The following is a 24,156-nucleotide window of genomic DNA, read 5'->3' as shown; positions in this document are numbered from 1 at the left end:
GAGAATGCGAGCCCGCCCGTGTCGACCTCCGCCCCTCCGCGCCCGCGCCTGCGCGTCCCACCCCGGCCGCAGCGCGATCTCCGCAGCCGCCCGATCCGCCTGACCGGCGAGCGCCGCCGCAGCCTCACCGGCTGGGCCTTCCTCCTGCCGGCGGCGCTGCTGATCTTCCTGGTCAGCTTCCTGCCGATGATCCAGGCGTTCCTGCTCTCGCTGCAGACCGGGCGCGGGGCGAACCTCAGCTACGCGCAGCCGTTCTGGCTGAACTACGAGCGACTGCTGCAGGACGAGATCTTCCGGCTGACGCTGCAGAACACCTTCATCTACCTGATCATCCAGGTGCCGGTGATGCTGATCATGGCGCTCGTGCTCGCCAATGTGCTCAACAGCCGGAACCTCAAGTTCAAGACCTTCTGGCGCACCGCGATCTTCCTGCCGTGCGCCGTCTCCCTCGTCGCGTACTCGCTGGTCTTCCGCACGATCTTCGCCAACGACGGCTTCGTCAACGACGTGCTGATGGGCATCGGCCTGATGGACTCGCCGATCAACTGGCTCGGCAATCCCGACACCGGCCGCTTCGTCATCATCCTCGGCCTGCTCTGGCGCTGGACCGGCTACAACATGGTCTTCTACCTGGCGGCGCTGCAGAACGTCGACTACTCGAGCATCGAGGCCGCGCGGATGGACGGCGCGAGCGCGCTGCAGACCTTCTGGCACGTCACGATCCCGCAGCTGAAGCCGATCATCCTGCTCACCGCGATCATGTCGACGAACGGGACGCTGCAGCTCTTCGACGAGTCGTGGGCGCTGACCCGGGGCGGTCCGGCCTACACGACCATGTCGATGTCGCACTACCTCTACGAGGTCTCGTTCCTGAAGAACCCGAACTTCGGCTACGCCTCCGCGCTCTCCTACGTGATCCTCCTCCTCGTCGCGGTCCTCGCGTTCGTCCAGCTGAAAGTCGGTGACAAGCGTGATTGAGCGCGTCAGCACCCTGCCCGCGATCGAGGACGTCGAGTCCGTCGCCCCGAGCACCACCGTGCCCGTCCGCACGGCGCCCTTGTCCTCGCGGCTGCGCGGTCTGCCGAAGTACCTCTTCCTCTCGGTCTTCGCGGTCTTCTCGATCTTCCCGCTCTACTTCATGGCCGTCTCGGCCACGAACACCAGCCAGGACGTGCTCGACTCGCGGATGCTCCCTGGCCTGGCGCTCTTCGACAACCTGGCCGGTCTGCTCGAGCTGCAGGACGTCGGTGCGGCGCTGTGGAACTCGACGACCGTCGCGGTGGGCACCACCGTGCTCGCGCTGATCGTCTGCTCGATCGCCGGCTACGGGTTCGAGGTCTTCCACTCGCGGGCGAAGGACCTGGTGATGGCGGTCCTCCTGATCGCGATCATGATCCCGTTCGCGGCCACGATGATCCCGCTCTTCCAGGTCTTCGCCGAGGTCGGGATGATCAACTCGCTCGCCGCGGTCATCATCCCGGCGGTCTCCACCCCGTTCCTGATCCTGCTCTTCCGCCAGGCCTCGCGCTCGTTCCCCTACGAGATCATCGAGGCCGCGCGGATCGACGGGGTCAGCGAGCTCGGGATCTTCGCCCGGATCTACCTGCCGTCGATGCGCTCGACCTATGCCGCGGCCGCCGTCATCACCTTCATGACAGCCTGGAACAACTTCCTCTGGCCCAAGGTCATCCTGGTCAACAACGACTTCCAGACCATGCCGATGCTGATCTCGAACCTCAGCGCCGGCTACGTCGTCGACTACGGCGTGCTGATGCTCGCCGTCTTCCTCGCCTCGGTGCCCACCGTCATCGTCTTCATGATCCTGCAGCGCTCCTTCGCCGAGGGCATCACGGGAGCGATCAAGTGAGCCTCGCGGAGCTCCCGGGCGCCGCCGCGCCTGCTGCCGTGTTCGACCTCGCACGGCTGTCCGACCCCGGCTTCTTCGCCGAGAACCGGCGGCCGGCCCACTCCGACCACCGCTGGTTCCGCTCCGAGGAGGAGGCGCAGGCCGGCGTCAGCTCGTTCGAGCAGTCGCTGAACGGGCTGTGGCGGATCCACTGCGCGCCCCGGCCGGCGGACGCGCCGGCCGGCTTCGAGCGGCCGGAGTTCGACGCGGGCGGCTGGGAGCTGATCCCCGTGCCCGCGCACCTCCAGCTGCACGGCCACGACCGCCCGCAGTACGTGAACACGCAGTACCCCTGGGACGGGCGCGAGAGCATCCTGCCCGGGCAGGCTCCCGAGCGCTTCAACCCGACGGCCTCCTACCGGACGACCTTCGCGCTGGACGCGCCGCTCGCGCCCGGCGAGCGGATCGCGCTCGACGTCCGGGGCGCCGAGAGCACGATCGCCCTCTGGCTGAACGGCGTCTACCTCGGCTTCTCGGCCGACAGCTTCTCGCCCGCCGAGTTCGATCTGACGGACGCGCTGCTGCCCGGCGAGAACCTGCTCGCCGCGCAGGTGGTCAAGTGGAGCGCCGGCTCGTGGCTCGAGGACCAGGACTTCTTCCGCTTCTCCGGGATCTTCCGCGACGTCGTGCTGCTGCGCCGCCCGCGCGCGCACGTCGAAGACCTCCGCGTGCGGACGACGGTCGACGACGAGGGCGCCGAGGTCGCGGTCGAGCTGCGGCTCGACGGGGCGGGCTCGGCGACGATCGAGCTCGACGGCGTCGGCCCGCTGCGGCTCGACCCGGACGGCGTGCACCGCCTCCGGCTCGCGGAGCCGCGGCTGTGGAGCCCCGAGGACCCGCACCTGCACCGCCTGACGGTGCGCGTGCGGGACGCGGACGGCGCCGTGACCGAGGTGATCCCGCAGACCGTCGGGCTCCGCCGCTTCGCGATCGAGGACGGCGTGCTCAGCCTCAACGGGCGGCGGGTCGTCTTCCGCGGGGTCAACCGGCACGAGTTCGGCCTTCAGGGGCGCGTCGTCGACCGGGCGCAGACGGAGGAGGACCTCCGGATCCTGAAGCGGGTGGGCGTCAACGCGATCCGCACCAGCCACTACCCGAACAACTCCTACTTCTACGACCTCGCCGACGAGTACGGCTTCCTCGTGATCGACGAGATGAACCTCGAGACGCACGGGCTGTGGGACCGCGTCCGCTATCTCGACGCGCCGCTCGCCGAGTCGGTGCCCGGCGACGACGGCCGGTGGGCCCCCGCGCTGCAGGACCGGGCGCGGAGCCTGCGCGAGCGCGACAAGAACCACCCGAGCGTGGTGATGTGGTCGCTCGGCAACGAGTCGTTCGGCGGCACCGTCCTCCGCGATCTCGCCGACTGGTTCCGCGCGGTCGACGACCGGCCGGTGCACTACGAGGGGGTGCACTGGGACTCCCGCTACCCCGAGACGACCGACGTGGTCAGCCAGATGTACACGCCGGCGGCGGAGATCGAGCAGTACCTCGCGGAGCACCGCGACAAGCCGTTCCTGCTCTGCGAGTACGCGCACGCGATGGGCAACTCCTTCGGCGCGGTCGACCGCTACCTCGATCTGGCCGAGCGGGAGCCGCTGTTCCAGGGCGGCTTCATCTGGGACTTCGCGGACCAGGCCGTCGCGATGACCGACCGGCACGGGGTGCCGTTCCTCGGCTACGGCGGCGACAGCGGGGAGTCGCCGCACGACGGCGACTTCAGCGGCAACGGCATCCTCTTCGCCGACCGCACGCCGACGCCGAAGCTGCAGGAGGTCGCGCACCTGTACCAGCCGTTCCGCGTCGATGTCTCGGCGTCGGAGATCGTGATCGGGAACCGGCTGCTGGCCACCGCGTCCTCCGCGTACGCGGCGGTCGTCGTGCTGCGGCGGGAGGGACGGGTGCTCGCGGAGCGGGAGCTCGCGACCGATGTCGCGCCGGGTGGGTCCTCGAGCTTCCCGCAGCCGGTGCCGCTGCCCGAGCTGCCGGGCGAGTACACGCTCGACGTCGAGCTGCGGCTGCGCGAGGACACCCGCTGGGCGGCGGCGGGGCACGTCGTCGCGCGCGGGCAGCACGTGCTCGAGGTCGCGGCGGGGAGTGCGCGGCCGGAGCACGCGCCGCGGCCGGAGCTCATCGACGGCACCCACAACGTGGGCGTCGTGGGCGAGCACTTCAGCGTCCTCTTCTCCCGACTGCACGGCGGGCTGATGTCGTACCGCTGGGGCGGCGGGCCCGAGGGCGGCCGGGAGCTGCTCGCCTCGATCCCGACGCCGTCCTTCTGGCATGCGCCGACCTCGAACGAGCGCGGCTGGGGCGGCCCGTTCGAGGACGGGCAGTGGCTCCTGGCGAGCCGCTACGCGCGGGCCGCGGGCGAGGCGCTGCGGACGGCGCGGGTGTCCGTCGACGAGCACGCGGTGACCGTCGGCTTCCGCTACGAGCTGCCGACCACGCCGCGGGCGGTCTGCGACGTCGACTACCGGGTGACGGGCGACGGGCGGATCGAGGTGACCGTCGCGATGACGGTGCCGGACGGACTGCCCGGTCTGCCCGAGTTCGGGATGCAGCTGACCACCGGCGCCGATGCCCACCGGCTGCGCTGGTACGGCGACGGACCGGACGAGTGCTACTCCGACCGCCGGCTCGGCGCGCGGCTCGACGTCTGGGAGAGCGACGTCGCGCGCGAGCTGACCCCGTACCTCAAGCCGCAGGAGTCGGGCAGCCGCACGGGAGTGCGCTGGGCCGAGGTGACCGACGACGGGGGCTTCGGCCTGCGGGTCGACTGCGCCGGCGGGATGGAGTTCTCGGCTCTGCCGTGGACGCCGTACGAGATCGAGAACGCGCAGCACCCGAACGAGCTGCCGCCGGTGCAGCGCACGGTGCTGCGCCCGGCGCTGCGGCGGCGCGGCGTCGCGGGCGACGACTCCTGGGGCGCGCGCCCGCACCCCGAGTACGAGGTCCGTCCCCTCGACGGGCGTCTGGAGTTCCGCTTCGGCCTGACCGGCGTCTCCGCGGACTGACGGCGCGGGTCTCGATACGCCGCTGCGCGGCTACTCGACCAGCATGCTGCGCGCCCCCTGGTTGCCGCGCCATCCATGCGGGCCGCGCGATTCATGGTGGTCGCGCGATCCATGCGGGTCGCGCGATTCATGCTGGTCGAGTAGCCCGCGCAGCGGGCGTATCGAGACCCCCCGCCCCCCGCACGCCCTCCCCCCGCAACAGCCCCGAAACGCGCGCTCGCTAGGGTTCCCGGAGCAGTGCCGGCGGACGCCGGCCGGAACGCGGGAGAGCATGCAGAAGCGGATCGTCCTCGGAGTCTTCGAAGCGGGGACCCCGCACGTCGGCGGCACCATCAGCTGGTCGCACCCGCGCAGCCGCGACGGCGACTTCCGGGACATCGACTACTGGCAGCGGATGGCGCGGCTGCTCGACGACGCCGGTTTCGACTTCCTCTTCTTCGCCGGCGGCTCCTTCGGCTACTCCTCGCGCCGCGGCGAGCTCTCCGACGTCCTCGTCGAGGCCGGCATGACCTTCGCGCTCGACGGCGCGTACCTCATCCCCGCGCTCGCGGTCGGCACCGAGCGCCTGAACTTCGTGGTCACCAGCACCACCGGCGCCGACCACCCGCTGCACGCCGTGCGCAAGTTCTCCACCCTCGACCACGTCACGCGCGGGCGCATCGGCTGGAACATCGTCACCGGCGCCTCGCAGAACACGATGGCCGCGATGCTCGGCCAGTCCGCGATGGTCCCGCACGACGAGCGCTACCGCGCCGCGCAGGAGTACGTCGACGTCGCCTTCTCCTTCTGGGAGGGCGGCAACGACGACGACGTCATCGTGCTCGACCACGAGCGCAACGTCTTCGCCGACCCGGAGAGGATCCGGCCGGTGGCCTACGAGGGCGAGTTCTACCGCTCGCACGGGTACCACACGCTGCCGCCGTCGCCGCAGCGCTCGCCGCTGCTCTTCCAGGCCGGGACCTCGCCGGTGGGCCGCGCCTTCGCGGCGAAGAACGCCGAGTGCGTGTTCGTGCAGGGCTCGACGTACGGCAAGGTCACGGCGGACATCGTGGACATCCGCCGCCGGGCCGCGGAGAACGGCCGCGATCCGGCGTCGATCAAGGTGATGGTGGGCGTGACGATCGTCGTCGCGCCGACCTCGGCGGAGGCGGCGCAGCTGCGCGCCGAGTTCGACGCCCTGCAGACGGATGAGCTGGCCGCGCACTACTACGCCGGCAACACCGGCGTGGATCTTCTGGCCTACGACCTCGACCGGACGCTCGCCGAGCAGCTGGTCCTCGACGGCCAGGCGGGCCAGATGGGCACCAGCAACATCGACCGCTTCCTCACCCGCCCGGACGGCACCGTGCCGACCGTGCGCGAGATCCTCGACGAGCTGAAGGGCAAGGGCACCCGCGGCTTCGCGATCACCGGCGACCCGGTCGAGGTCGCCGACGAGCTCGAGCGGATGATGGACGAGACCGACCTCGACGGCATCATGCTCGAGGCCGTCTTCGGCCTCGCCTCGATGCGCGACTTCATCGAGCTCGTGCAGCCCGAGCTGCGCCGCCGCGGCCGCCTCGACCCCGAGCCCACCGGCGCCACCTTCCGCGAGCGCATGCTCGGCACCGGGCCTCACCTCGCCCCCGAGCACCACGCGGCCACCTTCCGCCCCTGAGCCGGCGGGTCTCGATACGCCGCTGCGCGGCTCCTCGACCAGCATGGGGCGATCCTGCTGATCGAGCGGGCGAGGGCGTGGCGCGGGCGAGGGACGACTGGACGCGGGGCGGGGTGCAGCAGAGGTGCAGGGCCCGCTGCGGGTCCACTCGCCCGCAGCGGTGCCTTCGAGCGGACCCGTGCGGGGCGCTGCTCAGCGCTCGAAGCCCATCGCGGGTCCGTTCGCGCAATCATGCCGATCGAGGAGCGCTCGCCGAGCGCCTGTCGAGATCCGGTTCGGCGTCAGCTGACGCGGACGAGGGTGCGCTGCCAGCCGGAGGAGCCGTTCGGGGCGACGCCGGCGCGGTCCTCGATCTGGAGCATGCCGTCGGCGTCGGTGGCGCGGACCGCGACGTAGTGGGCGCCGGTCTCGGCCTCCCAGTCGACGTACCACTGCACCCAGGTGTCGAGGTTGACCGCGGTCGACAGCGTCGCCTCCTGCCAGTCGCCGTCGTCGATGCTGACCTCGACCTTGGCGACGCCGGTGGTCTGCGCCCACGCCACTCCGGCGATCTTGGTCGCTCCGGCAGGGATCGCGGCGTCGATGCGCGGAGTGTCGATGCGCGAGGACATCTTGATCGGGGCCTCGGCGTCGTAGCCGCGCGGGGTCCAGTAGGCCTCGTCGGCGGCGAAGGTCGTGACCTTCAGCTCGGTCAGCCACTTGGTGGCGGAGACGTAGCCGTAGAGGCCGGGGACGACCATCCGCACCGGGAAGCCGTGCTCGAAGGGCAGCGCCTCGCCGTTCATGCCGACGGCGAGGATCGCGTCGAGGTTCTCGTCGGTGACGGCGGAGAGCGGGGTGCTGGCGGTGTAGCCGTCGACGCTGGTGGAGAGCAGCATGTCGGCGCCGCTCTGCACGCCGGCCTTCTTCAGCACGTCGCGGAGCGGGACGCCGAGCCACTTGGCGTTGCCGACGAGGTCGCCGCCGACCTGGTACGAGACGCAGGTCATGGTGATGCCGTACTCGTCCAGGCCCATGTCGAAGATGTCCTGCAGCGACATCGTGACCTCCTGGTCGACCATGCCGGAGATCTTCAGCGACCAGGTGGAGGGGTCGATCGAGGGCACGGTCAGCGCAGTGTCGACGCGGTAGAAGTCGGCGTTGGGCGTGTAGAGCGGGGTGAGGCCGTCGATCCCGAGGTCGGCGCCGGCGGGCACCGACACGGTGCTGCGCGGGCTGGGCAGGCGCAGGGCGTCGCGGACGCTGGCGAGCGACGAGGTGGCGGCGCTCACGGCGCGGGCCCCGGCGCCGATCACGGCGGCGCCGACGGCGGCGATCAGGGTGACGCGGAAGAAGCCGCGGCGCTCGATGCCGACCGGGCGGGCGGCGGGCGCGGCACCGGTCTTCTCGGCGGTGGAGGCGGCGCGCCAGCGGCGCAGGCGCGAGACGGTGAGGTGCATCACGATCATGGCGACGACGAGGCCGACGAGGGTGGGCACCGCGGAGAGCGCGGTCGCTCCGGTGCGGGTGACGATCGCGGCGATCGACAGGCCGCCGGCGATCACGAGCAGGATCTGGCCGAGCGGCGGGCGGATCAGCTGCAGCACGCCGGCGAGGGCGGCGGCCACCAGGACGGCGACGCCGATGCCCGCGAGCAGGAAGATCTTGTCGTTCGCGCCGAACGTCTCGATCGCGAACTCCTTGAGCGGGCGCGGGACGATGTCGACCACGAACGCCCCGAGGGCGAGCACGGGGCTGGCGTTCTTCGCGACGACGAGCGCGACGAGCTCGGCGATCGCGAGCAGCACGCCCGCGACGACGATGCCGGCGACGGCCGCGAGCGCGATGAATCGCAGCTTCGGTGCGCGCGGGGTCTTCCCTGTCTGTTCCATGGGAGTCATCGTCCGCCCTTGACCTGCCCGTTCGCAGTGTGGTGCTGGTTTGGTCGAGATGTGTAACGAATAGGTAACGCCCGGCGCCTCCCCACGCCCTGATCCCCGCCGCGAGATGCCACTTGGGTACGCGACACGCCGTGAAAAGCGTGCACAAGTGGCATCTCGCGGAGGGAGCCGGCGCGGGGTCAGCCGCAGGCGCGGGCGGAGTAGGGGGCCGCCTTCGTCGTCGTCACCGCCGCCCCGTCGATCGTGGCCGTCGCGGTGACGGTCGCGGTGCCGGCCGGGATGGAGACGGCACGGGTGGTGTCGGCCTGCGTCGCGCTCTTGCCCGCCGCGATGCCCGGGTAGGACTTCGTGGCGTACGGCGTGGCGATCGAGATCGCCGCGGTCGCCGTCGAGTCGTTGCGGGCCGTCGTCGTCAGGACGACCTTGCCGGCGACGCAGCGCGTCGTGGCCGAGACCGTCAGGTCGATCACGGCGGCCGGAGCGGCCCGGACGATCGCGAGCCGGTAGGTCGCGAGCGTCGTGTGGTCCTGCGCGGAGGAGGTGATCACGACGTTCGTGGTCCCCGAGGCCGCGAGGGTCACGGTCCGGGCGACGGTGTCGTCGATCAGCACGCCGTCGACCTTCACCAGTCCGCTGGCCACGGCCGGGTCGAGATCGAGCGCGACGCTCGTCGTCGAGACCGGCACGGTCAGCGTCAGATCGCGCACCCCGGCGGCGAGCGCCGGCGAGAGCGTGCCCACGGACGAGGTCAGCTTGGACAGCTCCGCGTTCGTCGCGAACCCGGTCGACTCCGTCGTGGAGACGCCGAAGACGCCGCCAACATTGCTCGCCGTGCCGGTGCCCTGAAAGCGCACGGTCACCTTCGGCACCTTGTCGCCCTGCGCGTCGAGGACGTACGCCCCGGCCTGGTTCCTCTTGTAGCTGTCCTTCGCCGCGATGCCGTCGAGCACCGAGCGCGGGATCTCGTCGTACTGCACGTACCAGTTCAGCGCGCCCGCGGCGCCCGAGACCACCTCGGTCTTGAGCTTCACGTCGTTGAGGTAGACGTCGAAGGTGCGCCCCGCGTCGCCGCCGTAGTAGCGGACGCCGAGGTGGTTCTTCGGCAGCGTCGGGTCGACGATCATGTCGTACTGGAAGTACGCGTCGGCCGACCGCTCGCCGTCGCGGTAGCCCTCGCCGCGCCAGGTGCCGACCGACGAGCGGTTGTACTTGTAGTTCTTGTCGGCCTCGCTGTTGTTGTTGTCGAACGACGTGAGCGAGTCGATCGTCGCCTCCTCCACCCGCAGCTGCTGCTTCTCCTTGAGGATCAGCGCCTGCGCCTCCGGAGAGTCGGGGGCGATGAGCGTCATGTAGGTCGCGTAGCGCGCGTTGTAGAGGCTGTAGTACGGCTGGAAGATCCGGGCTTCGGAGGCGGCGTCGACGTTCGTCATGCCGAAGCGCATCGTCGTCGTCCCGTTGCCGTTCGCCCCGTTGGGCAGGCGGAGCAGGTTCTGCTGCACCGAGGACGTCCACGCGGCCGCGTTCGCGACGATCACGTTCGAGTTCACCGTCTTGTCGGCGACGCTCATCTGCACGAGCACGCCCGCGGGGTACGAGGCGTCGACGTTGTTCCGGTTGAGCTCGGTCGCGAGGAGGACGGGCCCGTAGGTGAAGGCCGTCCAGTTCGCGTTCTCGGTGTTCGCCACCGCGGCGACCGCGGCCGGGAGCTTCCAGGTCAGGGTGTCGCCCGCCGCCACCGGGACGACCGCGTAGCCGCCCTCGGTCAGCGCCGCGACGTCGTGGACGGCGCCGTTCACGGTGAGCGTCGGCGCTCCGTCGACCCAGGCCGGGATGCGCAGGCGCAGCGTGGTGCCCTCGGCGACCGCTCCCGCTCCGAGCGCCGCGATCGTGAAGCGCGCGGTGTCGGTGTTCGGGATGTCGGCCGTCTGCGTCACCTTCAGATTGCTGCCGCCCGAGCTCAGCACCGACGAGCGGAACTGGTTCACGTAGACCGTCTTCGGCCCCTCGAAGTAGATCGAGTCGCCGAGCTTGGTGAAGCTCTCGACGCCGGTGCCGTGGTCGCACCAGAACTCGTCGTGCTCCTCGCCGAACACCTTCGCGTAGCCCGCGGTCTGCGGCTGGAAGTAGGTGACCATGCCCGTCTCCGGGTTCTGCACCGAGAGCACGCCGTTGATGAACGCGTTCTCGTAGAAGTCGGCGTACTTCACGTCCTTCGTCACCTGGAACAGCGCCCGGGTGAGCTTGAGCATGTTGTAGATGTTGCAGCCCTCGGAGGTCGAGTTCTCGCCGTAGCCGGTCGTCTGGCCGTTGGTCGCGTACTGGTAGAGGGTGTCCGCGCCGTGGAAGTGCTCGGACTGGCTGTTGCCGCCGTTCGCATAGCTGTGGCTCTCGTCGACCATCCGCCAGAAGTTCTCCGCGGCCCGGCGGTACATGTCGAGGTCCGCCTTCTCGGTGGCGGTCAGCGTCGCGTACAGGGCCGGGTCGTCGGTGAAGAGGGTGTAGCGCTTGAGCGCGCCGATCAGCTTGGGGATCGTCGTGTTCGCGTGCAGGCCGTTGAGGACGTCCTCGTTGTTCGCGAGCTTCCGGAAGAGCGCGGTCTCGTCGAAGTACTCGGCCGCGCGCTTGTGCGCCGGCTTCTGCGTCGTCTCGTAGAGGCGGTAGAGCGCCTCGTTCATCCCGCCGTACTCCGTGTTGAGGAGCTGCCCCGGATTCGCTTGGCGGCCGGCCCACGTCGTGATCCAGCTGCCGAAGCCGTCGGCGACGACGAGCGCCTCCGCCGACACGGCGCTGGGCGCGTACTGGTGCGCATCGAGCAGGCCCGCGAGCACCTTGTGCAGGTTGTAGAACGGCACCAGCAGGCCGTCGGCGCCGGAGGGCAGGTAGCTCACCGGGAACGGCGAGACGTAGCCGGCGTTGGCCGGGTCCTTCAGCGCGTAGGCGTCCTGGACCTTCTTCAGGCCGTCGACGGAGGCGGTGAGCTTCGCGAGCAGCGCGGCCTTCGTGGTCGGGTCCTGCTCGCTCGCGTAGGCCTGCGAGAGGCCGGAGAGGTAGTGGCCGAAGAAGTGGCCCTGGAACCGGGTGCCGCTCTCGCGCTCCCAACCGCCGTAGCCGCCGGCCGTGGTCGGGGTGAGTCCGGCCTGCGTGTAGAAGGAGTGCAGGAACATCTCGGGGTCGAGGCTGAGCAGGTACTCGACGGTCTGCTGCTCGCCGTTGTCGAGGTACGGGTCCTGAACGGTGACGTCCGAGAGGCCCGCCTCCTGCAGGTGGCTCGAGCTCTTCACGCCCTTCGGCTGCACCTGGATCGTGAAGGTGCGGGTGACGGCGGTGCTGCCGCCGTAGGTCGAGGAGCCGGTGAGGGTGACGGTCGTCGCGGTGCCGGTGGGCGGGGTGACCGTGGCGGTGCCGCCGGAGATCGCGATCGCGGACTCGTCGGAGGAGGTCCAGCTGAGGTCGGAGCCCTTCGCGCCGCGGGTCGGCACGGAGAAGCCGGTGCTCGTGCTCGCGGGCAGGGTGACGGCGTCGAGGTCGGCCTTCGCGACGGCGGCCGGGTCGAAGGCCGCGTTGTGCGCCTTCGTCAGGGCGACGACGTCGGTGGTCGTGGCGACCTCGCCGTAGAGGACGTAGTCGTCGAGGAGCCCGCGCAGGTGCGCGCCGTTGTACTGCGGTCCGTTGAAGCCGAGGGTCTTGGTCGAGGTGCCCTCGGAGCCGAGCACGCCGGTGGCCGCTCCGCTCGCCTCGTACTTCGTGACGGTGGGCTGCTTGACCCCGTTGCGGTAGAAGGCGACCTGCTTGGTCGCCTTGTCGTAGGTGGCGACGACGTGGGTCCACTCGTTCGTCGGGAAGAAGCCGGCGCGGGCGGTGTCGATCGCGACCTTGTAGGGCTGGCCGGTCGCGGGGCCGATCGAGAGCGCGAGCGGCGTCGCGTCGCTCTCGGAGGTGAGGTACCAGCCGTCCGAGTTGTAGGCGGTCTTGCTCCAGGTGAAGACCTGCTCGCCGGTCATCGCCGCGGTCGGCTTGTACCAGAACGAGACCGTCAGGTCGGCGGGCTGGAGGCGGGCGTCGGTGCCGAGCGACACCGCGTTGCCGCCGGTGAACTCGAAGGCCTGGCCGGCGAGGCCGGTGCCGTACGCGGCGGTGCCCTTCTGCATCCCGACCGTGTTGCCGCGACCGCTGGTGTCGGTGATGCTGCCGTCGAAGGGCAGCTCGAGCACCTTCGCGCTGTCGAGGGAGGCGGCCGGCGCGGCCTGCGCGGTCGGGCCGACCGCGAGCAGTCCCGCCGTCAGCGCCATCACCGCCGCCGCCGCGATCGGGAGTCGTCGTCTCGTCGTCATTGGTGGAGCCTCTCGTCGTTGAGATCGGTACTGGGCGCGATGTTACCGTGAACAATTTGCTTTCGGTGAGGTTTCGGCGCGCGGGCTGAGCGGGCTCGAAGGCATGGGCGCCGCCCGCCGCCACGGTCTTCAGCGAGCGCCACCGATGCGGACTGGGGAGCGGAGAAGGGGAACGCTGTTCCGCGGCGAAGGGCGGACGATGGGCAGGACCGGCACGACGGATCAGGGCGTACCCCTGCTCGACGTCGAATCCGTATCGCGCCGATTCGGCACCGGGCCGGAGGCATCCTGGGCCGTCCGCGGCGTGAACCTCCGGGTCGAGGCCGGCGAGGTCGTCGCGCTCCTCGGGCCGAACGGCGCCGGGAAGACGACGCTCGCGCGGATGATCGCGACGCTGCTGACGCCGACGAGCGGCTCGATCCGGGTCGACGGGGTCGACGCCGTCGCGAGGCCGGACGAGGCGAGGCGCCTCCTCGCCCTCGTCCTCGGCGGCGAGCGCGGCTTCTTTCTGCGCGCGACCGCGCTCGAGAACCTCCGGTACTTCGCGTCTCTCGCGGGCGTGCCGCGACGGCGGAGGGACAGCCGCATTCTCGAGGTGCTCGCGGCGGTCGACCTCAGCGCGCGGCGTGGCGACCGCGTCGAGGAGTTCTCCCGCGGGATGCGCCAGCGGCTGCACCTCGCCCGCGGGCTGCTGGCGGAGCCGCCGCTGCTCCTGCTCGACGAGCCGACGGTGGGGCTGGACCCGGAGGCGGCGCTCGCGCTCCGCGCCCTGGTCCGCGAGCTGCGCCGGGACGGGCGGGGCGTCGTTCTGACCACCCACCACCTGCACGAGGCGGAGGAGCTGTCGGACCGGAGCCTCGTCCTCCTCGACGGCCGGATCCGCGCGGCGGGGCGACCGCAGGACATCGCCGCCGCGGGCGGGCTCGGCGAGGTGACGACCCTCGCCGCTCCAGCACTCACCGCGGAGCTCGCGGACCGTCTCTCCGCGCTCGACGGTGTCCGCTCGGTCCGCTCCGACAGCATCGCCGGTCGGCCCGTCGTGGTCGTCGGCTGGGACTCCTCGCAGCCCGACCTGCGCGCCCTGGCGGCCGTCGTCACCGACGTCCCGACCGGGACCTGGACCACCCGGTCGGCGACCCTCGAGGAGGGCTACCTCGCCCTCGTCGACCGGTGCCGAGGAGGGCGGGAGTGATCGGGGGGCTGCAGGAGGGCGCCTTCCATCTGCGGCTGCTGCTCCGCAACGCCTACTTCGTCCAGGCCGCTCTGATCGCACCGGTCGTCTTCGTCGTCCTGCGCGTCCAGGCGGGTCGGGGCGGGCCGGCGCTGGGAGTCGATGGAGCCGTTGTCGGCGTCTGGACGGTGACCGCGGCGGCGGTCGGGATACTCGGCTACCAGCGGTCGCAGGGGACGCTGGAGCAGATCGCGCTGACCCCTCGGCCGCTGGGCGGTGCGCTCGCGCCGATCTCACTCGCCTGCGCCGGCGTCGGGCTGCTGTCGATCCCCGCCGCGGTCGTCGCCTCGTGGCTGCTCGGCAGCGGGTCCGCGCCGCGCTCCCCCGCACTCATCGCCCTCGGGCTGGTCCTGCTCCTCGCCGCGTGCGGGACGACCGCGCTCGTGCTGTCCGGCCTGTTCGTGCTGACACCGCACGCGACGGTCTACGAACCGGTCCTCGTCGCTCCCGTCCTTCTCCTCTCCGGCACCGTGATCGACCGAGCGCAGCTGCCGGTGCCGCTGCAGCTGCTCGGGGTCGTCGATCCGCTGACCGGTGCGGTGCAGATCCTGCACGCCGGAGTCTCGGGCGACGCGTCCGGCGACGTCATCGCGCTCTGGAGCGCGCAGGGGCTGATCACGTCTCTGCTCTCCTTGCTGCTGGCCCGCCTGATTCTGCGGACGGCCCTGCGGCGGGCGCGGCTCGCCGGGACGCTGGCGCTGTCGTGAGCGGGCTCGTGGCGGCGTCGATCGTGGTTGCGCTGCGGTCGTTCGACGCCACGCGGACGCGGCGGACGCTCCTGGTCGCGGTCGTCGTCGGGCCGGTGCTGCAGGTGCTGTACTTCGCTGCTGTCTCGGCGCCGTCGATCGTGGTCGGCGCGGGTGCGAGTCTCCTGCTCGCCACCCTGACCGCCGTCGACGCCGTCACGGTGTCGCTCATCCGCATGCGGCACGATGCGGTGCTCGGAACCGTGCTGCTCAGCACCCGTCCGGCTGTCCTGCTCTGGAGTGGGGTCGCGCTCGCGGCGGCGGTCGTCGGGTTCGCCGCGGGCCTCGTCTCCCTGGTCTGGGCCCTCCTGCTGTTCGGGCAGGGCGTCCCGTGGCAGGTCGCCGCCGGCACGATCGCACTCGCGGGCTGCGCCGCCCTCGCCGGCAGCGGCTGCGGGTTCGCGGTCGGGGTGCTCGGCGTCCGCTCGCGCGACGGGCTCGCCTGGGTCGGGCCGTTCACGGCGGTCCTGACCGTCCTCGGCGGAGTCGTGGCGCCGGTCGGCGAGCTGCCGCTGGTCGTCGAGGCCGTCGCTCGGGTGCTGCCGCTGGGGTACGCCTCCGACGCCCTGCGGACCCTGCTCGACGAGGGGTGGACCGGCGCGCTCGCGGTGCAGAGCGGCGCCGTCGTCGTTCTCGGCGCCGCGTGGTTCTGGCTGGGGCTGCTCGGCTGGGCTCTTGCCCGCAGGGCGCTGCGGCGGACGGGCGGCACGGACCTGCTGTGAGGCCTCCTGGCGCGACGCATAGCAGGGCCGCGCGGATCAGGGCAGGGGGCTGCCGTCTCCCCGCACCCCTGATGGGATGGCGTCATGTCCGACTCCGCTGCTCGCCCGTCCCAGGACGACGACCTCCGCTCCATCGTCTACGCGAGCCACACCGCCGCCGGTCTCGAGGAGGCGGACCTGCCCGCGCTGCTCGAGCAGTGCCGCGCGAACAACGAGCGCCTCGGCCTGACCGGCATCCTGCTGTTCCGCGACGGCCGGTTCCTGCAGCTGCTCGAGGGGCCGGACGCGACGCTGCGCGAGCGGATGGCGATCATCGCCGACGACCCCCGGCACGCCGGTCTGCGCGTGCTGCTCGAGGAGACGCCGGCGCACCGGCTGTTCCCCTCGTGGACGATGGCGTACGAGGCGATCACCGACTCGATGACGACCGAGCTGCCCGGCTACCGCAGCACCTTCGAGGACATCGACACCGACGTCGACGCGAGCGCGACGTTGCCGGCGCTGCGCGAGCTGATCCGCTGGTTCCAGGTGCGCCACTGACGCCGAGCCGTGCAGGGCGCTCGCTACAGTGACGGCGTGAACGAGGACGACGGGCGGGACGACGACGGCGAGCGCGAGGTCGCGGCCGAGTACCTGGGCGCCCAGCTGCGGCCCCGGTCGCTGACCTGGCTCCGGATGACGATCGACGCCCTGCTCGGCGGCGGCGTGATGACGACGCACGACCTCGTGATCACCCGCCTCGACACCGGTGCCGAGATCATCCGCACGCCCGCCGACATCGGCGACCCCTACGTCCTGCTCGGTCAGATCGAGCTGGAGCTCGAGACGAAGACGACCGCCGAGTTCCTCGAGGAGTGGCGGCGGGAGTAGCGGCGGGAGTAGCGCTCTCCTCCACAGATCCGATCTCGCGGAGTTGTCCGAGGGTTCCGCCCGATGGCCGCTCGGGTGTCGGTGGTCCCTGGTTCAATACGCGTATGGATGAGCACAGCGACCCGGGAGCGGCAGGACAGCCGAGCGCACTCTCGGCCGTCGACGCGCTGACCGACATCGCCGCGGAGATCGGACGCACCTCCGCACAGCTTCTCCTCACCCGCGCGCAGACCCTGCACCTCGCCTACCGCGCGGCCGTCACCGTCCCCGACGCCTTCGCCCGCGGGAACTCGCTCTCCCGCAGCGAAGCGCGCACCCTGGTCGAGCGGTCCATCCGCGCCGAGTTCGCGGTCAAGCTCCGCCTGTCCGCGCGAGCGACCGAGACGGTCCTCGAGCACGCCCGGCTGCTCGTCGAGGACCTCCCCCGCACCCGCGCCCTGCTGGCCGAGGGCCGGCTGCTGTGGGAGTCGAGCGAGATCGTCTGCGCGACCGCCGCCACCCTGCCTCCCGGCTCCCGCGCCCGGTTCGACGAGCGCGCCGCCGAGGTCGCACCGGAGGTCACGCCGACGCAGCTGAGGAGGATCGTCGCCCGGCTCCGCGACGAGCTGCACGAGGAGCCGCTCGCCCAGCGGCATGTCCGCGCCCGGCAGGACCGCGCCGTTTGGGTCTCGCCGGAGGTCGACGGGATGGCGACGCTCTGCGCCCTGCTGCCGGCGCCGGACGCGATGGGCATCGGCGAGCGCGTCGACCGCATCGCCCGCAGTCTCCGAGAGGGTGGCGACGAGCGCACGCTGGCGCAGCTGAAGGCGGACGTCTTCACCGATCTGCTGCGTGACGGCGACATCGCCGGCACCACACCCGCAGGCGACGGCCCTCAGATGCCTTCGTCGTACGTGCCCGGCATCCGTGCCGAGGTGCGCCTCACGCTCGCCGCATCCACCGCCGTCGGCCTCGACGACGCGCCAGCGGACCTCGACGGCTACGGCCTCATCCCCGCCGACCTCGCCCGCGCCCTGGTCTCGACCGGCGCGTCGTTCACCCGCGTGCTCACCGATCCGGACACCCGCGCCGTGAGGTCCGTCGGCCGCACCTACCGCGTCCCGCCATCGCAGATGCGTCTGCACCTCCAGCTGCGCGACCAGACCTGCCGCTTCCCCGGCTGCACCCGCACCGCCTCGAGGGCGGAGGCGGACCACACTCTCGAATGGCGCAACGGCGGCGAGACGTCCCTCGACAACCTCGTCTGCCTCTGCACGTCGCACCACCACGTCCGCCACGGCGACCGGTGGACCTACGTCCCCCACCCGGACGGCAGCATCGTCTGGACCACCCCCACCGGCCGCCTCGTCACGATCCGCCCACCGGCCCTCGCCGGCGCCCCGCCGGGCCCGCGCTTCGAGGACGCACCGCCTCCGTTCTGACGGACGCCGGTCTCGACACGCGCCGGATCATGCTGATCGAGTAGCCCTCGCAGAGGGCGTATCGAGATCCGGCGTCACCAGGAGGGCGGGTCTCGATACGCGCTCCGCGCTACTCGACCAGCATGGGATGCGCGGTGCTCGATCGGCGTGGGCGGGTCAGCCGCAGGTGCGGGCCGTGTACGGGGCCTGCAGCGTGGCGGTGCCGGCCGTCGCGGTGAGGGTGCCCGCGGCGACGGAGGTGGCGCGCGTGGTGAAGGCGTGCGTCGCGTTGCCGCCGGGGGCCGCGGTCAGCGTGGGCGAGGTGCCCCAGGCCGAGCGGATCACGACGGACAGCGGCGCGGTGCCCGTGTTCTTCACGACTCCGGTCACGACGACCTTGCCGGCCACGCAGCGGGTCGACGCGGTGAGGGTCGCCGTGGACGCCGCCACGACGACCGTCGCGGTGACTCGCACTGCCGTCGAGCTCGAGAGCACGCGGCCGGGCGCGTTGTACGCCGTCGATCCGCCCGCTCCGACCCACTGGTTGTCGTTCGCGCCGATGGTGCGCACGACTCCGGTCACCGGATAGCGGCCGGGCGCGGTGCCGACGGAAGACGTGTCCCAGGTCACCGGCTGCGAGGCGGTGCCGCGGTCGTAGGCGAGGACGACGTCGGCCCGGGCGGGCAGCGCAGCGACGGAGCCCACCTCACCCAGGTCGGAGCGCACGGCGGTCGCGGCGTCGGCCGCGCGGACCTCGGCGTACTGACCGGCGGTGAGCGACACGATGCCGCCGTGCTTGGTCGACGGCGCCAGCGAGAAGCCGGGGTCGTTCAGCTGGGTCCAGCCGGCGTCGAGGTCGGTCGTCACCATCGGGCGGTAGCCGGTCGAGGGGATGACGTCGACGTAGAGGTACCAGCGATCCGCATCATGGTCCTTGAAGACGGCCGGTCCCTCGACTCCCCCGGCGTTGCCGCCGGCCCAGACGGCGCCGATGCGGTCCTGCCGCTGCGTCCACGCGGTGGACGGGAGCCACCACTGCTCGGCGGTCGTCGACTCCATGTAGATGCCGCGGCCGGTGCCGTTGTCCTTCGAGATCCGGTAGGTCGTGCCGCCGTCCTGGATCATCGTGGTGTCGATGACGTCGGCGCCGGTGTCGATGAAGGTGCCGCCGTAGGAGTACGTGGCCTGCGTGAAGTCGGTGGTCGCTCCCCAGAGCACCCGCGAGGCGCCCGTGCCGGGGGTGTGCGTGGCGTTCGGGTACACGGTGGAGGACCAGTAGACGACGAACGCGCCCTTGCCGGCGCCGTTGTAGTCGGGGACCCAGGTCGCCTCGGGCGCCCACATCATCCCGGCCTCGAGGGCCTTCTTCCCGGCTGCGTCGAGCGCGACGTCGAACTGGCGCACGTCGCTCCAGGAGACGAGGTCGCTCGACTCCCAGACGTTCATCTTGGTGCTGCCCTGCGTGGTCCAGGAGCACCAGGTGGTGCAGGAGCCCGAGCCCTGGTCGCCGCCGAAGACGCGGAGGTCGGTGGCGATGATGTAGTACTTCTTCGTCTCGGGGTTGTAGGTGAGGTACGGGTCGCGGACGCCGGTGGTGCCGAGATCGGAGGCGAGGATCGGCTTCCCGCCGTTCAGCGGGTCCCACTTCTCCGGGTCGTCGCCGCGCGAGACGTCGAGGTAGATCTTCTCGGCGTAGCCCTGCGCGTCCTCGACGAAGTGCACCATCAGATAGCCGTAGGGGGTGTCGACGCCGACCTGCGGCTCGACGGTGACGGCGACGGAGCGGGACTGCGAGACTCCGCGGATCGACGCCGTCGCGGTGAGCGACGAGGTCCGCGCGGCCTGGCCGACGGCCGGGCGGTCGGCGGTGAGGGTGCGGCCGTCGGCGGAGACGCGGAGGGTCGGGTCGCTCGAGGTCCACCGCACCGTGCCGCCGTAGTCGGGCAGGTTCGTGGTCGAGTCGTCGATCGTGAGCGGGGTGACGCCGTCGAGCACGGCCGCGGTCAGCGGCGCGAAGGACGAGGCGTGCAGCTTCGCGTCGACACTCGACACGGCCGCGACCTCCTCGCCGGTCAGGGCGCGGTCGTAGACGCGGAACGTCGTCACCTCTCCCTTGTAGAAGGGGTCGGGGTAGGGCGCGCGGCCGATCGTGTTCAGCGACTGGTCGGCCACGGAGGAGGGCCGGAGCGCGGTGGGCGCGGAGGCGACGCGGGCGCCGTCGACGTAGAACGAGATCGTGCCGGCCGAGCCGTCGATCACCGAGCTGAGGCTGTACCAGCGGTCCGCCGCGATACCGGAGGCGCTGCGGGCGTTGTTCTCGCCGCCGCCGCCGGACGTCGTGATCGCGGTGCGCACCTTGTCGCGGACGGAGGCGAACCAGTACTGCGAGGTGCTGTCGCTGCCGATGTTCCAGAGGAAGTGGAAGCTCGAGAGCATCGACGCGTCGGCGCGCGTCTCGATCGTGACCGTCCCGGAGCTCTTGCCCGTGAGCAGGTCGTCGGGCAGCTCGACCCAGGGGGCCGCGCTGGTCTTCGCGCCGCCGGTGAGACGGAGTGACGTGCCGGTCCAGAGCGCGTCGGTCCCGTTCACGACGCGCGCGGCTCCCACGGCTCCGCCGGCGGAGTTGGGGACGGTCGCGCCGGTGGACTGGCTGAAGCGGTAGTCGGCGAGGAGGCCGGCGGTGGGGATCGCGGCGTCGGCCGCGGTGGCGGCGGGGGCGACGAGGCCGGCGGCCAGCACCGCCCCGAGGCCGAGTGCGGCCACGGCAGCGCGAAGGGGAGAGCGGCGGGCGGGCCGGCCGAGCGCCCGAGGGGCGGCTGGGTTCCGCAGCGCGCCGACAGGCGCAGTGCGCCGTCGTGGGACGAGTCTCATGGGGAACTCCTTCATGTCCGGGCGAGGCAGCGGTGCCGGCCCTGATCGGTGGGGGATTTTCGAAGGTGAGTGGGCGTGACGACGAGGAGCGAGGCCGGCCGTCGGCCGGCCCCGCTCCTCGCTCGCGCTAGCCGCAGCGAGCTGCGGGATACGTCGCGGTGACAGGCGTGCTCGTGCCTGCTGCAACAGCCGTTCCGGTGAGCGTCCCCGCGGCGATCGCGGTGGCGCGGGTCGTGATCGCCAGGGAGGCGGTCTTCTGCGCGCCCACGCTCTGCGTGCGCTCACCCCAGGGCGTCGCCCAGGTGACGACGGCCGCGGCGGCACCGGTGTTCTTGGTGACGACGGTGACGATCGCCTTCCCCGCCACGCATCGCGACGTGGCGGTCGCGGTCACCGTCGAGGTCGTTCCGCGGACGACGACGGTCGCGGTGACGGTCCGGTTCCCCGGCGCCACCTCCTGGTTCTTCGTCAGCGACAGGTCGAGGGTGCCGTTGGCGCGGACGTTGACGCCCTTGAACCAGGTGTTGCGGTCGGAGTCGAAGAGCCCGCCGGCGTTCTGCGGGTCGGTGGCCTGGTGCGGGTCCTGGTACGGGCGCGCGTGGTAGGCGAGCACGAGGTTGCCCGACTCGTCCTTCGCGAACGAGTTGTGTCCCGTTCCGGCCTGCTGCTTCGTGTAGTAGCGGGTCTCGTCCGCTCCGAGGCGACCGGTGTAGGTGTCGTTGGTGTCGAGCACCGGGAAGGGCGTCTGCTTCCAGCTCGCCGGGTCCTGGAGGTCGGCGCTCGCGGTCGTGGTGAGGAGACCGAGGCTGTAGTACTTGTCGACGGTACCGCCGGAGTACGTGATCGAGATCGCGTCTCCCTGCTGCACCATGAACGGCGCCTCGACGATCCCCTGGTCGGCGCCCTCGGTCGTGTCGCTGGGTGTGGGCGACCGCTTGCCGATCTCCCACGGCTGGGACTCGCCGTACACGCGCTTCAGCTCGCCGTCGACGAGGGGCACGGTGCCCTTCGGTCCGGTCTTCGCCTTGCCGATCAGGATCTGCCCGCCGGAGGGCATGATCCAGTAGCCCTGCTGCACGCCCGCCTCGGTGCGCTCGAAGTAGCTGACGTCGAACGCGGCTCCGTCGAGGACGACGGGCTCGCCCCACTTGGTCTGGTCGAAGAAGCCGCCCGCGGCGATGGATGCGTCGGTGCCGGTGTAGGGGATCAGGACGGTGTTGTCACACCATCCGCCGACGGGTGCGTAGCCCTTGTTCATCCCGGCGACGATCCACCAGGTGCCGTTGATCTTGTGGAACTCCTGCGCCCAGATGTAGCCGCCCCAGCCGTAGAACGTGTTCGGGTACTGCCCCTCCTTGCCGGGCGTGCCCTTGTCCGGGTCGATGACGATCTGCTCCGGCGCGTCCTGCAGCCCGGCGAGCGTCGTGGCCCGCTTCAGGCCGATCTTGCGGTAGCTCGAGCTCTCCTCGATCGGTCCGAGGGAGGGCTGTCCGTAGTGCGAACCGGTGAGGTAGTAGTAGCCGTCGTCCGGGTTGAAGAAGACGTGCGGATCGGCGCGGGCGTCGCTGACCATCTCCTCGGGATCCTGCTGGAGGGTCCCGGAGACCTGGTAGCTGCCCGGCGTGGTGGTGTCCACTCCGGAGAGGTCGTCCTGCCAGTCGACGTTCATGCTCTTCTTCGACCCGTCGTTGTAGGTCAGCACGGCCTGCTTCGGAAGCGCGGCGGCGACTCCACCGGCTCCGGCTCCCTGGGCGACGGTGGCGTCGATCTTCTCGACGCCCGTGTTCTGGAGGTCGACGTAGTTCTTGTAGAAGACGTCGAATTCGGCGGCCGTCACCGCGAGGTCGCTCGCCTGGCTCTGCGCGGCCCAGGACGGGAGTCCTGCGCCCTGGACGCCGAGGACCCGGGTGTCAGCCTTCGACGTGACGCCGAGAGGTGTGCTCGTGGTCAGGTCCGCGAGGACCGTCACCCGTCCTTCACCCGTGAGCAGGTCCGTCCAGAACACCTTGTACTTCTGCGCCGTGGCGTCGAACACGATCCGGGGGTCGGTCACGACCGAGCCGGGAGCGATCCGCACGGCGCGCTGCTGCGAGAACGTGCTCCCCTCGGGAGAAGTCCACACGTAGACGGAGTCGGTCGCGTTGTTCTGCGCGGACACCGCGCCGTGCGCCCCGTTCGCGTACCGGAAGAGGCTCGGCGAACCGACCTGAGCGTTCGGCTTCGCGTTCTGGTCGCCGTCGTTGGCGACGTACAGGATCGCCTGGGAGCGGTTCAGCGGCTCCCAGCTGCTGCCGCCGGCGGGCAGTGCCGCGGCGTACAGCGCATCAGCGCGGCGGTCGTCGTTGTAGGCCAGCGGGTCGTCCTTCGTCCCGGCCGTGGTGGTCACCGTCTTGACGTAGGTCGCGATCCGTCCGCCGGGGGCGGCGATGCGGCTGTCCCAGCGGAAGGTCTGGCTGCTGCCCTCGACGGTGGCGGTGAGCGTCACGGCGGCGGTCCCGGTGCCGAGGCCCGACGTGTCGATCGCTCCGTTCGACTGCACGCGGCTCGCCCCGGCGCCGGTGGCGCTCCAGGTGACCTGCTTGCCGAGGACGCGGGACGGGAGGTCGCCGAGCACGGTGGCCGGCACGGCCAGTGCGGCGCCCGCGTCGGAGGTGACCGCGGCCTGCTCCGCGCCCAGCTCCGTGCCGGAGAGCGCTCGGTCGTAGATGCGGAGGTTGTCGATCAGGCCGGAGAAGTACTCTCCCCCGCCCCAGTTCGCCTTGCCCACCTGGAGGACTCCACCGGACGCTCCGAGGATCTGGCTCAGCGGGACGCCGGAGCCGTTGACGGCGACCGGCTTCTTGTCGACGAAGAGACGCGTCGTCGACTCCGTGATGACGAGATCGACGTGCTTCCACTCGGCGTTCGTCGCCGTCGTGGCCAGGTTCCCGGCCGTGTTCCGGCCGTTCGTGTTGTCGTACCGCTCGACCGTGATTCCGGAGGTCCGGTCGAGGACGCCGAGGTAGTGCTCCTGGGCGTACTCCTGACGCGTGGTGGAGCGGGCGGCGAAGACGGCCCAGCCGGTGTTCACCGAGGCGTCGGGCTTGCTGTCGTACGAGATCGTCACGTTCTGCCGACCGGCCAGGAGGGCCTTGCCGTCCGTGGCGGTCAGGTCGAGCCACGAGGCCGACGAGAGGCGCGCTGCTGTTCCCTGGCCCGTGTTCCCGGGGACCAGGTTCGCCGCTCCCTGGACGGAGGCGCGGGTGCTGCGGTCGACGTACGCGCCGTTGCTCGGCGCCGTATCGAAGGTGAGGTCAGCGAGCAGGCTCTGCTCCGGAGACGGGACCGCACCGGCTGCTGTCGCGGCGGACGCGGGGACAGCGCAGGAGGCCAGCAGGGCGACCGTCGCCACGGAGGCGGTGACAAGTGCCCGCAGTGCCTTGGGATCGGGTCTCTTCGGGCGTGGGGACGTCGACATTGACGGTTCCTCTCCGGATTCGCCTCTGAATCCGAGATGGGGGAAGCGAGAGCACGAAGAGCGCAACG

The 24,156-nt window shown here is 71.3% G+C and carries 14 protein-coding genes; 10 read left to right on the top strand and 4 right to left on the bottom strand.

The genetic code is table 11. The features are described from left to right. Positions 1-18 precede the first annotated feature (18 nt). From GTU73_RS02970 to GTU73_RS02955, 4 genes are all read left to right on the top strand, one after another. Entirely contained in the window at positions 19-978 is a 960-nt protein-coding gene (locus GTU73_RS02970; protein WP_244231747.1) for a sugar ABC transporter permease, read from the top strand. Beyond that, the gene (locus GTU73_RS02965) at positions 971-1,867 is read left to right on the top strand and encodes a carbohydrate ABC transporter permease (RefSeq protein WP_244231746.1); all 897 of its coding nucleotides are present in this window, start codon (positions 971-973) and stop codon (positions 1,865-1,867) included. The genes GTU73_RS02970 and GTU73_RS02965 overlap by 8 nt, the downstream gene beginning before the upstream one ends. 38 nt (positions 1,868-1,905) lie before the next feature. Further along, the gene (locus tag GTU73_RS02960; RefSeq protein ID WP_160086846.1) at positions 1,906-4,923 is read left to right on the top strand and encodes a glycoside hydrolase family 2 TIM barrel-domain containing protein; all 3,018 of its coding nucleotides are present in this window, start codon (positions 1,906-1,908) and stop codon (positions 4,921-4,923) included. 271 nt (positions 4,924-5,194) lie between these two features. Next, a complete protein-coding gene (locus tag GTU73_RS02955; protein ID WP_160086844.1) occupies positions 5,195-6,580 on the top strand; it encodes an NtaA/DmoA family FMN-dependent monooxygenase in 1,386 nt (461 codons plus the stop codon). Positions 6,581-6,861: 281 nt separating this feature from the next. Here GTU73_RS02955 and GTU73_RS02950 read toward each other — a convergent pair whose 3' ends face one another. Together GTU73_RS02950 and GTU73_RS02945 are read right to left on the bottom strand one after the other, a co-directional pair. Next, positions 6,862-8,451 (bottom strand): molybdopterin-dependent oxidoreductase, encoded by a 1,590-nt coding sequence (locus GTU73_RS02950; protein WP_160086842.1) that lies wholly within the window; start codon positions 8,449-8,451, stop codon positions 6,862-6,864. 188 nt (positions 8,452-8,639) lie between these two features. Then, entirely contained in the window at positions 8,640-12,791 is a 4,152-nt protein-coding gene (locus GTU73_RS02945) for a beta-L-arabinofuranosidase domain-containing protein (RefSeq protein WP_160086840.1), read from the bottom strand. A gap of 304 nt (positions 12,792-13,095) precedes the next feature. Between GTU73_RS02945 and GTU73_RS02940 the strand changes: the two genes are divergently transcribed. The 6 genes from GTU73_RS02940 (at position 13,096) to GTU73_RS02915 (ending at position 17,781) form a co-directional block, all read left to right on the top strand. Then, entirely contained in the window at positions 13,096-13,983 is an 888-nt protein-coding gene (locus tag GTU73_RS02940) for an ABC transporter ATP-binding protein (RefSeq protein ID WP_160086838.1), read from the top strand. Then, positions 13,980-14,729: an ABC transporter permease gene (locus GTU73_RS02935; protein WP_160086836.1), complete on the top strand. Its 750-nt coding sequence runs from the start codon at positions 13,980-13,982 to the stop codon at positions 14,727-14,729. The genes GTU73_RS02940 and GTU73_RS02935 overlap by 4 nt, the downstream gene beginning before the upstream one ends. After that, positions 14,726-15,490, top strand: coding sequence for an ABC transporter permease (locus GTU73_RS02930; protein ID WP_160086834.1), 765 nt, complete (start codon positions 14,726-14,728; stop codon positions 15,488-15,490). The genes GTU73_RS02935 and GTU73_RS02930 overlap by 4 nt, the downstream gene beginning before the upstream one ends. Positions 15,491-15,574: 84 nt before the next feature. Further along, positions 15,575-16,030: a BLUF domain-containing protein gene (locus GTU73_RS02925; protein WP_160086833.1), complete on the top strand. Its 456-nt coding sequence runs from the start codon at positions 15,575-15,577 to the stop codon at positions 16,028-16,030. A 36-nt stretch (positions 16,031-16,066) separates the two neighbouring features. Beyond that, positions 16,067-16,360, top strand: a complete 294-nt coding sequence (locus GTU73_RS02920; protein WP_160086831.1) for a hypothetical protein — start codon at positions 16,067-16,069, stop codon at positions 16,358-16,360. 104 nt (positions 16,361-16,464) lie between these two features. After that, positions 16,465-17,781, top strand: coding sequence for an HNH endonuclease signature motif containing protein (locus GTU73_RS02915; protein WP_160086829.1), 1,317 nt, complete (start codon positions 16,465-16,467; stop codon positions 17,779-17,781). 156 nt (positions 17,782-17,937) lie between these two features. Here GTU73_RS02915 and GTU73_RS02910 read toward each other — a convergent pair whose 3' ends face one another. Beyond that, positions 17,938-20,523 (bottom strand): LamG-like jellyroll fold domain-containing protein, encoded by a 2,586-nt coding sequence (locus GTU73_RS02910; RefSeq protein ID WP_160086827.1) that lies wholly within the window; start codon positions 20,521-20,523, stop codon positions 17,938-17,940. A 235-nt stretch (positions 20,524-20,758) separates the two neighbouring features. Beyond that, positions 20,759-24,088 carry a LamG-like jellyroll fold domain-containing protein gene (locus GTU73_RS02905; RefSeq protein ID WP_160086825.1) on the bottom strand — a complete coding sequence of 1,110 codons (3,330 nt, stop codon included), beginning with the start codon at positions 24,086-24,088 and terminating at the stop codon, positions 20,759-20,761. Positions 24,089-24,156 lie beyond the last annotated feature (68 nt).

Source organism: Rathayibacter sp. VKM Ac-2804, from assembly GCF_009866655.1.
GTDB lineage: Bacteria > Actinomycetota > Actinomycetes > Actinomycetales > Microbacteriaceae > Rathayibacter.
The sequence above is the reverse complement of the archived record's forward strand: the minus strand, read 5'-3'. Positions and strand labels throughout refer to the sequence as shown.

What these genes read in the sequence shown, in the direction of transcription:
- GTU73_RS02955 (WP_160086844.1), top strand. Translation starts at nt 5,195, where the DNA reads ATGCAGAAGCGGATCGTCCTCGGAGTCTTCGAAGCGGGGACCCCGCAC.
- GTU73_RS02950 (WP_160086842.1), bottom strand. Translation starts at nt 8,451, where the DNA reads ATGGAACAGACAGGGAAGACCCCGCGCGCACCGAAGCTGCGATTCATC.
- GTU73_RS02945 (WP_160086840.1), bottom strand. Translation starts at nt 12,791, where the DNA reads ATGACGACGAGACGACGACTCCCGATCGCGGCGGCGGCGGTGATGGCG.
- GTU73_RS02925 (WP_160086833.1), top strand. Translation starts at nt 15,575, where the DNA reads ATGTCCGACTCCGCTGCTCGCCCGTCCCAGGACGACGACCTCCGCTCC.
- GTU73_RS02915 (WP_160086829.1), top strand. Translation starts at nt 16,465, where the DNA reads ATGGATGAGCACAGCGACCCGGGAGCGGCAGGACAGCCGAGCGCACTC.
- GTU73_RS02905 (WP_160086825.1), bottom strand. Translation starts at nt 24,088, where the DNA reads ATGTCGACGTCCCCACGCCCGAAGAGACCCGATCCCAAGGCACTGCGG.